The 13734-nt window shown below is 44.0% G+C and carries 12 protein-coding genes and 1 pseudogene; 4 read left to right on the top strand and 9 right to left on the bottom strand.

What is annotated here, in order from left to right; genetic code table 11:
• Window positions 1-57: 57 nt before the first annotated feature.
• The gene (gene hxlB / locus GJB59_RS01250) at window positions 58-612 is read right to left on the bottom strand and encodes a 6-phospho-3-hexuloisomerase (RefSeq protein ID WP_101190294.1); all 555 of its coding nucleotides are present in this window, start codon (window positions 610-612) and stop codon (window positions 58-60) included.
• Window position 613: 1 nt separating this feature from the next.
• The gene (hxlA, locus tag GJB59_RS01245; protein WP_142828484.1) at window positions 614-1255 is read right to left on the bottom strand and encodes a 3-hexulose-6-phosphate synthase; all 642 of its coding nucleotides are present in this window, start codon (window positions 1253-1255) and stop codon (window positions 614-616) included.
• Window positions 1256-1807: 552 nt separating this feature from the next.
• Between hxlA and zwf the strand changes: the two genes are divergently transcribed.
• From zwf to gnd, 3 genes are read left to right on the top strand one after another with little or no spacing between them, the layout of a single operon-like run.
• Window positions 1808-3325 carry a glucose-6-phosphate dehydrogenase gene (gene zwf, locus GJB59_RS01240; RefSeq protein ID WP_185960068.1) on the top strand — a complete coding sequence of 506 codons (1518 nt, stop codon included), beginning with the start codon at window positions 1808-1810 and terminating at the stop codon, window positions 3323-3325.
• Window positions 3326-3356: 31 nt separating this feature from the next.
• Window positions 3357-4730 (top strand): glucose-6-phosphate isomerase, encoded by a 1374-nt coding sequence (locus GJB59_RS01235; protein WP_142828483.1) that lies wholly within the window; start codon window positions 3357-3359, stop codon window positions 4728-4730.
• Window positions 4727-6166, top strand: a complete 1440-nt coding sequence (gene gnd, locus GJB59_RS01230; RefSeq protein WP_142828482.1) for an NADP-dependent phosphogluconate dehydrogenase — start codon at window positions 4727-4729, stop codon at window positions 6164-6166. Before GJB59_RS01235 ends, gnd begins: the two co-directional genes overlap by 4 nt.
• A gap of 389 nt (window positions 6167-6555) precedes the next feature.
• On the opposite strand, the gene GJB59_RS01225 is transcribed toward gnd, so the two are convergent.
• The 7 genes and pseudogenes from GJB59_RS01225 to GJB59_RS01195 form a co-directional block, all read right to left on the bottom strand.
• Entirely contained in the window at window positions 6556-7506 is a 951-nt protein-coding gene (locus tag GJB59_RS01225) for an NADP-dependent oxidoreductase (RefSeq protein WP_142828481.1), read from the bottom strand.
• 250 nt (window positions 7507-7756) lie between these two features.
• Window positions 7757-8896 (bottom strand): annotated as a pseudogene (locus GJB59_RS01220) (zinc-dependent alcohol dehydrogenase).
• A gap of 549 nt (window positions 8897-9445) precedes the next feature.
• The gene (gene panB, locus GJB59_RS01215; protein ID WP_142828480.1) at window positions 9446-10282 is read right to left on the bottom strand and encodes a 3-methyl-2-oxobutanoate hydroxymethyltransferase; all 837 of its coding nucleotides are present in this window, start codon (window positions 10280-10282) and stop codon (window positions 9446-9448) included.
• A 306-nt stretch (window positions 10283-10588) separates the two neighbouring features.
• Complete coding sequence (locus GJB59_RS01210) at window positions 10589-11134, bottom strand: GNAT family N-acetyltransferase (protein ID WP_142828479.1); 546 nt, start codon at window positions 11132-11134, stop codon at window positions 10589-10591.
• 25 nt (window positions 11135-11159) lie between these two features.
• Window positions 11160-11504 (bottom strand): DUF6176 family protein, encoded by a 345-nt coding sequence (locus GJB59_RS01205; protein ID WP_142828637.1) that lies wholly within the window; start codon window positions 11502-11504, stop codon window positions 11160-11162.
• Between the two features lie 6 nt (window positions 11505-11510).
• Window positions 11511-11993, bottom strand: coding sequence for a GNAT family N-acetyltransferase (locus GJB59_RS01200; RefSeq protein ID WP_142828478.1), 483 nt, complete (start codon window positions 11991-11993; stop codon window positions 11511-11513).
• Window positions 11994-12137: 144 nt separating this feature from the next.
• Window positions 12138-12827: a Type 1 glutamine amidotransferase-like domain-containing protein gene (locus GJB59_RS01195; protein ID WP_142828477.1), complete on the bottom strand. Its 690-nt coding sequence runs from the start codon at window positions 12825-12827 to the stop codon at window positions 12138-12140.
• Between the two features lie 107 nt (window positions 12828-12934).
• Here GJB59_RS01195 and GJB59_RS01190 point away from each other — a divergent pair, with 107 nt between their 5' ends.
• Window positions 12935-13705, top strand: coding sequence for a nucleotidyltransferase domain-containing protein (locus GJB59_RS01190; RefSeq protein ID WP_142828476.1), 771 nt, complete (start codon window positions 12935-12937; stop codon window positions 13703-13705).
• Window positions 13706-13734 lie beyond the last annotated feature (29 nt).

The following is a 13734-nucleotide window of genomic DNA, read 5'->3' as shown; positions in this document are numbered from 1 at the left end:
AACAATTAAAAATAAGCTTGAGCTTAAAAAATCTTAAACTCAAGCTTATTCGTTGTTCTATTCTAAATTCGCATGTCTGCCATACATGACATCGGATTTGAGTCCCTTTTTATCCATGAATCTCAAAATCACCGCGTCATAAAACACAAGAAGCGACTGTTCAAACAATGATCCCATCGGTTGAATCGATTTGCCACTAGTGCCCTCCCCTTTTGCTTGTGCCGGTATTTCAATTCGAATATCCGCCAGTTTGCCTATTGTAGACTCAGGGTTTGTAGTAACAGCCACTATGGTTGCACCGATGCTTTTGGCTTTCTTCGTCATGGCTGCGAGGCTTTGGGTCTCCCCGGAACCAGAACCGACAATGAAAATATCATCGACTTCCAGGTTCGGTGTCACCGTTTCTCCAACCACATACGCATCCAGGCCTACGTGCATCATACGCATCACAAATGCCTTAGCCATAAAGCCGGATCGGCCCCCGCCTGCCACAAATATTTTCTTTGCACGCAGGATGCCATCCACTGCCTTTTCGGCTTCCTCATCATCAATGAGAGCAGTGGTCCGCTTCAATTCAGCCAGTATTTCGTCTGTATAGCCCGCCGTGTTCATATTACGCCGTCACACTTTCTTTCATCATCTTTTGAATTTTTTCCGCTTCCGCGCCCTTGTTCTCTTTGCTTGTAATTCCACCGCCGACAATGATTAAATCCGGTTGTGCTTTAATGACTTCCGGCAATGTCTCCAGTTTGATGCCGCCTGCAATAGCAGTTTTGGCATTTTTTACGACGCTTTTGATTGTACGAAGATCTTCGAACGAATCTTTCCCTTCCGCTTGCAGATCGTAGCCTGTGTGGACACAGATATAATCCGCGCCAAGTTCATCAAGCTCTGCGGCCCGTGTTTTGATATCTTTTACGGCGATCATATCCACCAGGATTTTCTTACCTTGTTTTTTCGCTTCTTCAACTGCGCCCTTGATGGATGAGTCTTCTGCCTGAGCAAGAATCGTAACAATATCTGCTCCTGCAGCAGCAGCATTTGATACTTCATAAGCTGCAGCGTCCATAATTTTCACATCTGCAAGAACTTCTAGGTCAGGGAAGGCAGCTTTTACTTCTGCAACAGCTTTAAGCCCTTCTTTATTGATTACTGGAGTTCCGATTTCAACGATATCGATAAACGCCTCTACTTCTTTAACCACTTCGATTGCTTGTGGAATGTTTACTAAGTCTAAAGCTAATTGTAATTTCATGTGTAATTCTCCTTGTTGTCGTATTTTTGGTTCTAACTTAGAGTAAAACCAACAAGCATTTTTGTGAAGTACGCACTTTAATTTCACATACTGACAAAAAGTATACTGTAGGCGTTTATCACAATGGTAATCTGTTTAATTTCATATATATGCATTTATTTCTTAATGTATCTGATTAACTTTAAGGTTCTATTAAGACCGCTTTAAGATAATCCAATTACTTTTTCCTTTTCACTAAACACTCAGCACGATTCATCCAGTTTGAAAATCAATTATTTGTTTCTTATCCAAATGAGATATTGTAACTTTTCTGCAATCTTAACTTCTAAAAAATATTTCATGATAGAGATTTTTTGTATATCAGATAAGTTTTTAAGAACCGGATCCCTGGTGAATGTCCTCCTCTTTCCCCTGCAACAGTATACTTTTTGTAAGTATATGTTTATAAAGTGCGTACTTACATAAAAAACTTTGAGTCATTATACTAAAACCTGTTGCGATTATCAGTCTTGCCAGAGACATCATAGTTTTAAAAGTAGGAGGTTTTAACAAATGCACATCGAGAATCTGCTTGAAGGATTAAATTTTCAAAATGATTTATTTGAAATCAAACAAGAGCGGCCCCTGCAAAACATGACATTTGTCTTGTTCGGAGCAACAGGAGATTTAGCACAACGCAAGTTATTTCCTGCTCTGTACAATCTATACCTGGATGGGAAGTTACCCGAAACCATCTCGATCGTTGGTTTGGGCAGAGACTATTGTTCAGATGAAATATTTCAGTCTAAAGTGGAAAAAGCACTTTACGCATATTCCAGAAGGTCCATTCACGCTTCATCTTTGCCAGCTTTTTTAGAGAAATTTCGGTATTGCAGCTTTGATGCGACAGAAAAAGAGTCTTACTACAAACTGCGCGAACTTATTGAAAACAGGGAAAACGAGTTGGGTATTCCTCAAAATCGGCTGTTTTATTTGTCTGTGGCCCCCAGCTTAATTGATATTATCACGTCCAACCTTAGTAAAAGCGGAATCAGTCAAAACAACGGGTGGAAACGCCTCATTGTTGAAAAACCGTTTGGAAACAGCCTAAAAACAGCCAGAAAATTAAATGAGAATTTGAGCAACGTGTTCCGTGAAGAGGAAATCTACCGAATTGATCACTACCTAGGGAAACCTATGGTACAAAATCTAAGAACCTTGATCTTGGCGAATCCGATCTTGGAATCTTTGTTGAATCATAAACAAATTTCAAATGTCCAAATTACAGCAAGTGAGACTGTAGGTGTAGAAAACCGGGCTGATTATTATGATAAGGCAGGAGCCATCCGGGATATGGTTCAAAACCACCTTCTTCAGTTGGTCACAATGACAGCTGTCTATCTTTCGGATAACTTCATGGAAAATAAGGGCCGAGTGAAAAAGACAGACATTATTGCCTCTCTCCAACCCATCCGGAAAGAAAAAGCATACCAAAGCGTTGTCCGCGGCCAGTATGGTCCGGGAGAGGTTCAGGGCAACCCTGTCATTGGCTACAAAGAGGAGCCGGGGGTTAATGATTCCTCAACGAATGATACTTTTTTTGCAGCTCGCCTTTCTATCGAACACCCCTCATGGAATGGAATCCCCTTTTATATACGAACAGGGAAACGGATGAATCAGAAGTCGACACAAATTGTCATTGAATTCGAGAACAAGGTGATGGATTTAAATACACAGTTAGGAAGCTCTCCAAATTTAATGATTCTTGAAATTAGTCCAAATGAAAGCATTTCGTTGCGCGTAAATTTAAAAGATCCATCCAGCACTCGATACAAACCTGTTTGGATTGATTTCTCAACCAGCTCAGAAAATCAGCCGGAAGCATATGAACTTCTGCTCTATGATGCACTGCGCGGCGATTCAACGTTCTTTGCCGATTGGAGAGAAGTGGAACTATCATGGAAGTGGATTCAACCACTATTAGAAGCTTACCAAGAGGAGTTATTGCCTTTATATTCTTATCCAGCCGGTTCAACAGGTCCAGAAATGGCAAATGAGTTATTGCTGACGGATCAATCGAAGTGGTGGTAAAAAATAGTTCATTCAAAAGGAGAGAGATTACATGACCGTTTCATTTGATTTCACCAATGTATTATCGTTTATGACGAATAGCGAGTTTGAAAATATTAGCGAATTTGTCAAACAAGCGCATAACCAACTTCACCAGCAGACAGGACCGGGTTCTGACTACTTGGGGTGGATCGACTGGCCGATTAACTATGATAAAGAAGAGTTTCTCCAGGTGAAACTGGCTGCCGAAAGAATTCAGCAACAGTCAGATGCGCTGATTGTGATTGGCATCGGCGGCTCTTATCTAGGCTCCAAGGCAGCAATAGAAGCCTTATCGCATACGTTCCATAACCAAGTTAAAGGAAATACGGAAGTTTATTTTGCCGGACATAACATTAGCCCAGCTTATATCACACATTTGCTTCAGATACTGGAAGGGAAAGACATTTCAATCAATGTGATCTCCAAGTCAGGCACGACCACTGAACCCGCTTTAGCATTCCGGATATTCCGCACCTTTCTGGAAAAAAAGTATGGAAAAAAAGAAGCCGGAAACCGAATTTATGTCACAACCGACCGGAGCAAAGGCGCGCTTCGGAATCTTGCAGTTGAAGAAGGATACGAAACATTTGTCATTCCTGATAATATCGGAGGACGATACTCCGTTTTGACTCCAGTCGGTTTACTTCCGATGGCTGTAGCCGGGCTTAATATCGACCAAGTGATGCAGGGGGCAAAAGCTGCTTACCACAAATACAACAATCCCGTACTCGCTACAAACGAAAGCTACCAATATGCTGCAGTAAGGAATATTTTTTATAATAAAGGAAAATCGATTGAACTGTTTGTAAGCTACGAGCCTGGCCTGCTTTCTACAGCAGAATGGTGGAAACAACTTTTCGGGGAAAGTGAAGGGAAAGATGAAAAAGGACTCTTCCCCGCTTCTGTCAATTTCTCCACTGATTTACATTCAATGGGGCAGTATGTGCAGGAAGGGCGCCGTCTATTCTTTGAAACAGTTTTGCAAGTGAAGAAACCTTCCCTCGATCTTGTCATACAAGAAGATCCAGCCAATATGGATGGGTTGAACTTCTTAGCAGGAAAAACGATGGATGAAGTGAACAAAAAAGCGGCACTTGGAACTTCCCTTGCTCATGTCGATGGAGGTGTGCCGAATCTGGTCATTGAGCTAGACGAACTCAATGAATTCACCTTTGGCGAAATGATTTATTTCTTCGAAAAAGCCTGCGCGATCAGCGGCACTTTACTCGGTGTCAATCCATTTGACCAACCAGGAGTAGAGGCATATAAAACCAATATGTTTGCATTGCTTGGCAAAGAAGGATTTGAAAAAGAAAGAGAAAAGCTGGAAAATCGGCTGTTGCCGTCTGGCAACTCACAAAACGATGAGGTGAAAATACAATGAAGCAGCAAATTGGAGTCATCGGTTTAGGGGTAATGGGAAAAAACTTAGCCCTGAACATGGAGAGTAAAGGTTATTCTGTATCTGTCTATGATTATTGGACAGACCGAATCGACGATTTAGCTGAAAAAGAAGCACAAGGAAAAAAGATTTTGGGAGCATACAGTGTTGAAGAATTTGTCCTTTCATTGGAAACCCCCCGCAAAATCTTGTTGATGGTGAAATCTGGAGACACGACGGATTCGGTCATTGAATCTCTCCTTCCCCACCTTCAATCAGGGGACATTCTAATAGACGGAGGAAATTCGTTTTTTGAAGACACGAATAGGCGAACAGCAAAATTACAAGAAGCAGGCTTGCACTTTCTAGGCGCCGGAATTTCCGGCGGAGAAGAAGGTGCCCGCAACGGTCCTTCCATCATGCCCGGTGGACCGAAAGAAGCATATGAACAAGTCAAACCTATTCTGGAAGCAATTTCGGCAAAAGTAGATGACACTCCTTGCAGTGCCTATATGGGTCCTGATGGAGCTGGCCATTATGTCAAAATGGTCCATAACGGCATCGAATACGGGGATATGCAATTGATATCCGAAGCCTATTTCATCATGAAACACGCGCTTGGCCTTTCTGTCCTAGAAATGTCCACTATATTCTCGGATTGGAACAAAGGGGAGCTTGACAGTTACCTTGTCGAAATTACCGCCGATATTTTGAACAAGCGGGATGAAGATACCGGGAAGCCGCTTGTTGATCAGATTTTGGATGTGGCCGGACAGAAAGGGACTGGGAAATGGACAAGCCAAAACGCGTTGGATTTAGATGTTTCCCTTCCAATCGTCACAGAGTCCGTTTTCGCAAGGTTTATTTCCTCGGTCAAGGAAGAACGGGTCGCGGCAAGCAAAATTCTGCAAGGCCCTGAACCGAAAAAACAGGCAGGCGACTCCCAAGAAATGATTGAAGCCATCCGCAAAGCCTTATACATGAGTAAGATTTGCTCGTATGCCCAAGGTTTTGCCCAAATGCGTGCGGCATCTGAAGAGTATGGCTGGAATATTCCTTACGGGGATGTTGCCATGATCTTCCGTGGAGGATGCATCATCCGGGCGCAATTCCTGCAAAAGATCAAAGAAGCATTTGACGGCAATCCCGAACTGCCTAACTTATTAATTGATCCATATTTCCAGGAGATTATAGGGGAGTATCAGCATTCTCTACGAAAAGTGCTGACGCTGGCCATTCAGCAAGGAATTCCGGCGCCCGCTTTTTCAAGCGCATTGGCTTACTATGACAGCTATCGCTCTGAGACATTGCCAGCCAATTTAATCCAGGCACAGCGGGATTACTTTGGTGCCCATACGTACCAGCGTGTAGACAAAGAGGGCTTTTTTCATACCGAATGGCAAACCAAATACCCAAGAGAAAAGTGCACAGAAGCTTGATGATGCTGTTATCGCTTAATCATACCGAAAGGCCCGTGGGAAGTGAAAACTTTCCCACGGGCCTTTTCGTGTGGCACATTTACAAGTTGTTGAATTAAAACAATCATCCAATCTATTAAAGAAAGGATTAACCTTTTTTTATTGTATTACAAATTCAGTACAGCTTTTTAAAACAAGTGTAAGCATGACTCTATACAGTCTTCTTCAGTAGGTTTCTAATCGCCGTTTATTAGTTACCGGAAAAACGTATCTTTCTTTATCACTGTGAATCGGAAACTCCGTATCTTCATTTCTGAAAGTGATGCCAGACATGTCGAATTGCCGGCAAGAAATTCGCTTAATTGAAAACAGCTCTACAAAGTACGATTTGTTATTATATGGGCCTATGCTTAAATGGATGAATCTACTTCGATCAACACTTTCCCACGGGTCTTTCCAGCCAATTCATGTACGGTTCTAACCTCAGAGAGAGGAAATCTTTCCGTAATAAAAGGAACTACAGCCCCTTCATCCACTAATCGGACAATTTGCGTCAAGTCGTCTGCATTGCTTCGAACAGCCATTCTTTTTGTATTTACTTCTAATTGTTCAGCAAGCTCCTTGCTCGCAGGAGAAAGTGCGGAAACAAGCATGCCTCCTTTATTAAGCAAAGGCAGCCACGTATTTACTTCATCTGATTTGGCAGGCGATACGTTGAAAATCAGATCAACTTTTTCATTCAACACTTCAGGAACCGGTTCATTTTTATAATCAATGATTTCATCAATACCCAGTTCTTTCAGTTTCTGAAAACTGTTCTCGGAAGCACTCCCTATTACATAGGCTCCTTTCCATTTCGCAAGTTGGACTGCAAAGGAACCAACACCGCCAGCCGCTGCTGTTATGAGCACTCTTTGGCCTTTTTCCAGCTTCCCGATTTGAAACAGGGCCTGCCAGGCTGTCAGGGCTGCCAGTGGAATCGATCCTGCATCCTGTAACGGTATGTTAGTGGGAGCTGAAACTATATTCTTTGCCTTTGAAACGACATATTCTGCGGCAGCACCATCTCTTGAAATATCCAGATAGCTGAATACCTTCTGGCCCACCGCCAAAGATTCTACCGATTCCCCTGTTTTCTCAATCACTCCCGCAACATCACTGTGAGGGATGAATGGAAATTCGGGTGAGATGATATTTCCTTGCCTGATCGCTGAATCCAACGGGTTATAGGATGTGGCTGCCACTTTGATCAGCACTTCGTCCGGTCCGACTTCGGGAATACTTACCTCGCTCAACTGAATAACTTCCGGTCCTCCGTGCTGGTTAAACACTGCCGCTTGCATGTTGCTATTTTCCGGCATTTCAAGCCCTCCGTTTCTTCCAAAGTTGGATATTTTTATGGAGTTGAGTCCAAATTAAATAAGAATCTATTAACAAATAAACCCATCGTAACAGGTGTGAACTGAACTTTATATAGGAGCAACTTTATAAAGTATCTACTATTTGGGACTCAGTTCAATAGTAAGTGGATCGATAAATTCGGCAAAAAAATCAAACGCCCCATATGCCATGGGACGTTTGATCATATAAAATCCCAGTATATTTATGGCGTTACGGTTTTAAGATGACTTTTGTGCAATCGTCCGTGTGGTCATTGAAAATCTTGTAAGCGTCACTTGCTTTTTCAAGCGGCATGATATGCGAAATGATTTCACGCGGATCGAATTCGCCGTTCTCGATTTTTTCATAAAGCATCGGCATCAAGTGAATGACCGGCGCCTGTCCCATCTTCATGGTGACGTTGCGCTCAAACATATTGCCGAGCGGGAACATATTGTAAGTAAGGCCGTAAATACCTGTCAGCTGGATCACACCGAATTTGCTGACTGCATCTTTGGCAATATCGATGGCACTAAGCGTTCCACCTTGCAGCTTCAATTTTTGCTGGACTGCTTCAGCCGGAGATTTCTTGCCGTCCATCCCTACACAGTCAATAACGATGCGCGCGCCGCCGCTTGTAATTTCGTGGATGAAGGCACCCATATTATCAGACTGCGTGAAATCAAATACCTCTACGTTATTCATCTTTTTCGCCAATTCCATGCGATATGGAATTTCATCAACTGCAATCACGCGTTTGGCACCTTTCATCCAGGCAAATTTCTGTATCATCAGACCAATCGGTCCACAACCGAGGACAACTACCGTATCGCCTTGTTGTAATCCTGCATTCTCCACACTCCACCAGGCGGTTGGCAGAACATCCGACAAGAACAGCAAAGATTCGTCTTCGAGCTCTGAGGATTCCGGAATGACGAATGGCATAAAATTACCATAAGGGACACGCATATACTCTGCCTGACCACTCGAGTAGCTGCCATACCGTTCAGTAAACCCGAAGTAGCCACCCGTATCAAAATGAGGGTTGCCATTGGAGTTGTCGCACTGGCTCTCCATATCGTGGCTGCAGTAGAAGCAATGTCCGCAGCTGACGTTGAACGGCAGCACAATCCGGTCGCCTTTTTTCACCTTGGTGACCTCTGGTCCAACCTCTTCTACGATTCCCATCGGTTAATGGCAGATCACATAATCTTTTCTTGCTGGCAAAGCTCCTTGATAGATATGTAAATCGGATCCACAAATCGCTGTCGAAGTGACTTTAACGATGATATCATCCTTTTTTTCAATTTCAGGAGATTTCACGTTTTTCACTTTCATGTCTTTCACGCCTTGAAAAGTTACGGCTTTCATTCTTATCCCTCCATTTTATTTCACAATATTATTCCCCTTCCCTTTTCCATCCCATCAAAACGTAGCGAGCAGGAGAGAACGACTAACTCCCATCCTCTCTCCCTACCGTTCGCATTTTTCGGCATACGTCGGTTCAATTAAGGTGCATGATGCAAAGCTTCATAACTTGCGCCGTGACTTTTGTGCACTTGGAAACTCCAGTAGGAGATTCAAGGGTTCTCTGCAATACAAAACTTTTGAAAATCCGCCAGTAACTCCTGCTGTTAAACCGTTCGTAAAAGTACACCTTTATGAACGCTCTAAAAGGGTTGAAAACCGTCAAAAATAGCGTTCGTAAACGTGTCAAAACACTTTACGAACGTTCGCCAATTTGCACACATATTTACGAACGCTTTTCGAAACTTATTAAAGAATATAATTTTCCCCAATAAATTTACCACCTTAGGCTTTACCAAATACGCTTTTATAACTATGACAAAAAAGAAGACCATCAATTGAACCACAAGAAACCCCGGCACCTTTTCCGAGATGCCGGGGTTTTCCTTCTATCTATTCTTTTCCTCCATACAACTGCTGGAGTTCTTCTTCTTTCATGGTAAAACGATGCTCTTCGGCCGGAAAAGCGCCTGATTTCACTTCATCGACATATTGAGTGAGGCCTTGCTTCATGATATCCCCGGTTTCTGCATAAGAGCGTACGAACTTCGCTAAATGATGCGATCCGTATTTCAGGACGTCATGATAAACGAGAACCTGTCCATCCGTTTCACTGCCGGCACCAATGCCGATCACCGGAATCGTCAGTGCTGCCGTAACTTTTTGTGCCAACTGATACGGGATGCATTCCAGCACAAGCATGCAAGCCCCCGCCGCTTCACATGCGCGTGCATCGTCAATCAGTTTCTGTGCAGCATGTGCGGTCTTCCCTTGCACTTTATAGCCGCCAAGGACACCTGCCGATTGCGGAAGCAATCCTAAGTGAGCGACAACCGGGATACCTGTACGTGTCAGCAATTTCACGACATCCACTACTTCGTCTGCGCCTTCAAGCTTCAATGCCTCGGCTCCGGTTTCCTGAAAAATACGGACCGCATTATCAAGCGTGCGTTCTGCATTTCCATGAAATGAAGCAAATGGCATGTCCACTACCAAAAAGGTGTCAGGGGCTCCGCGGCGGGCAGCTTTGCCGTGATGGATCATGTCGTCTACTGTCACTTTCACCGTTGAATCGTACCCCAGGACGACCATACCGAGAGAATCGCCTACTAAAATGACATCCACACCAGCCTGCTCTGCAAGCTTTGCTGATGGGTAGTCATAGGCGGTCAGCATGGCAATTTTTTCGTTCTCATTTTTCATTTTGATAAGTGATGCTGTATTCTTCATTTTGTTCTCTCCTTTGGGGAGGAAAACCGAAATAAAGCCCGTCGGTTCCAAAGCTGGACAGACGGGCAGAAAGTTTATGGTAGGTTTTCTCCGTCCCTGTCGATTTAAGATCAAGGCAGAACTATTCGATTGTTGAGTGTTTTGTATGGGTGCAGTTCAACAATGATACCGCCCTTATTGCCACTATAGCAGAAGCTCGCATGTTGGAACATGTTATCTCTTCCGGAAAATTCTGTTCAACTTTCGCTTTCATAAAAAACACCATCTGTATTTTAATCAAATGCGAAGGGTAGCGACAGTTTCAATTCAGTTGACCTTTACCATTTTCCATTCATCTTCAAGAATTCCGTAAAGCAGCGAATCGCGCCATCCATTGTTCATGCGCAAATTTTGCCGAAGCTGTCCTTCTTTTTTCATCCCTACTTTTTCAAGAACTTTTTGCGAACCGATATTTCCGGGATCGCAACGTGCCTCTATTCGATGAAGCTCTTTTTCTTCAAAGCCGAACTCCAACAGCAATAAAGCGGCTTCTGACGCAATTCCTATCCTCCAATAATCCGGATGAAGAATATAACCGATTTCACCGGATCGGTTAGTGGTGTCGATTGCTGATAGCTCTCCTGCTCCAATAACTCTACCCGTTCCTTTCCAAACAATCGCAAAAGTGAAGCCAGTGCGTGGCTGTTCAAGCTGTTGCTGGAGCACATCCGTTATGTATCGCTTGGTTTCTTGCGGTGAATTGGGTCCCCATGGCTGGTACTGGGAAACAATTTCCTGAGAGGCATAGGCATGGACTGCTTTCCAATCCTCCTGAACGAATTCCCGTAAATAGAACCGGATTGTTTCAAGCATTTTATCCCCTCCCGCTCTAATTAGTTCAATCCATGGCACCTCTTACTTTCTCCTGGATCATGACCACTTGCGCATCCATGTCCACTGACTCGTAGCTTGAATCGATGCAGTCGTTCCAGTAGGCCATATGCTTTTTGTCCACTTCGTGGCTGGAGCTTTCCAGTTCAGCTCCCCCTTGTCCTTGTACCGAATGCCAGTATAAATATGTTGTGCCGCTGATCTCTTCTTTAAAAATTGTTTCGACAAACATTTTTTCATCGTTGAGCGTCAGTAATACTTTCTCCATATGCTCATTCAAAAATCCCATCCATTGGTCAACTGTTTCGTTTTTTCCTTCCTTAACTTTGAACCTTGAAAGTTCCGCAGTCAGCTTCATTCAATCTACGCCCTTCGCTGTTTTTTTGAAGTATCCCAAAGTGGCTCTATTGTTCAATTTTTCAATGACACCTGTTGCCCGGTAGCCCAAGTTTTCGTAGAAGCGGCAATTCCCTTCTTCCTCCAAGATGGTCGCGAGCTCCCAGGTGCCGGCTTCTGCATGGAGCAGTTCTGCCTCTTTCATCGCTTCACCGGCTATGCCGCGCCCTTGAAAACGCGGATCGACAAATAAAGGACTGACCCAAAACCGGTTGCCTGCATCCCTTTTAATGCGGATTGCCCCTATCACTTTTTCTTGTGCCATAATTTTATAATAGAAGGAACCTTGGCTTTCTATTCTGCCAAGCACCTGTTCCAATGTTTCGTTTGCCGGGTTGGTGTTGTAGTCCTGGTATTTCTCCAATAGCGGTAAAAATGCGGATTTTTGCATAGCGAGAATAGCGGATGCGTCCGAGGCCGTTGCTTTTTCCAACCTTATTTTCATCAGAGCACCTCATTTTTTTGTTTTCTAAACAACTAACTTAGAATCGGCGCGTCCACGGGCTATAGGCGGAACGATGAGACGGGTGGTCTTCCTGGCTTAGCGTGTGAGCCTTGCCTAAAGCGGCCGGTGCAGTATGCAAAATGATCATTTCTTGCCCAAATACTCAACCGCCAACTCTTCTTCTCCACCACTAGTAACACGGTAAGCTTTAGCCGTCTGCCTTGAACTGACGATGCGTTTGATATCCTCTTCTACATAATGAACAGCAGCACCGTCGTCTGCTGCGATGCCTTCCTGCAAAGTTCCTTGATCCACAAACTGCCGGTATGCCGGCCTTCTTTCGGCTTCTCCATCGTAATGCGGACAATGGCTGCCCTTTAGAAATCCAAGCGCCTGGAGCGGCTCAAGTTTATCGCCGTATGAATCCGTAACGCCTTCCTCGTACCAGCAGATAGAGCCTGCACTGAGCCCGGCCAATACAACGCCTTGCTCCCAAGCCTTTCTCAGAATTTTGTCCAATCCCCATTCTTTCCACAGCACCAACAGGTTTTTGGTATTGCCGCCGCCTACATAAATAATGTCCTGCTCCAGAACGAACCGTTCCAGATCACGTGTCGGCGGTTTGAATAGAGACAAGTGGCTAGGCACACATTCCTGTTGGTTAAAAAAATCGTAGAACCTTTCAATATAGCTATCGGCATCCCCGCTTGCTGTCGGAATAAAACAGATTTTCGGTTGGGATTTGTTTGCCTGGTCGAGTATGTATTGGTCCAACAACGGATTGTCAGGTTCCATCGAAAACCCGCCACCGCCCATTGCAATGATCTGACGCATATTTTTTCACCCTTCCATAATTTCTTATTTCTATTTATTCTTCAAATTGGAAGGTTTATCCTTCTATGCTATAGTAATAAAAACAAATTCAGCCATGGGGGATTGTCATGCTTGTACAAGAAGTCGCGGTCGAAAAAATTTCAGCCAGTTTAATGCAAAGTCCCTATGTCCGAGCCATTTTCCTGAAAGGGTCCATGGGCAGAAATGAACACGATGAACATTCGGATATCGACATGTATTGCCTGGTCGACAAAGAACAGGAAGACTTGTTCCTCGCGGAGCGCATCACACACCTTCAGGTTTATCGGCCTGTGCTGTTTCAGGACGATATCTTCATCATCGCCCCACAGCTTATAGCAGTCTTTGATGATTTGCTTCATATCGACCTTTTTACAGTAACAGTGGAATCATTCACGCCAAAGGATTTCTTCAAAGTCGTCTATGATCCGGACAACCTGCTTGAGCAATTTGAAGAATCGCAGAGTCTGACGCTCAGCAAAGAAGAGTATAAAGACCATGTCATTGATGTTGCCTGGTTTTTATTTCAATACCGCAAAGCAAGTGCCAGAGGAAATGGCGTTTGGGCAGTGAAGATGCTGTCGCATGTCCAGGAGCACTTGGCACGTGTTTTATTGTACCGGTATGCTCCGGACCGGGCGCAATTGGGCTTGAAAGCCATCAGCCATTCCCTTCCGGAGTTTGTATTTGCGGAAATTGAGAGCATCTCCAGTCTCATGACTCCACTGGATCACCCGGAGGCCGCTTTACAAATCCGACAGCTGCTGGCGAAAGAAGCCGCCTGGATTGATGAGCGTGTATCCGATCGCGATAAAATTATGCCATTGATGCAAAAGATGATCGAAATCCCCAAAAATTAAACAAGCGAAAAGCGCCATATGATGGCACT

The organism is Planococcus soli (genome assembly GCF_016881065.1).
In the GTDB taxonomy this organism is placed as follows: Bacteria; Bacillota; Bacilli; order Bacillales_A; family Planococcaceae; genus Planococcus; species Planococcus soli.
Note: the sequence above shows the minus strand (reverse complement) of the source record. Positions and strands in the feature narration are given on the sequence as shown.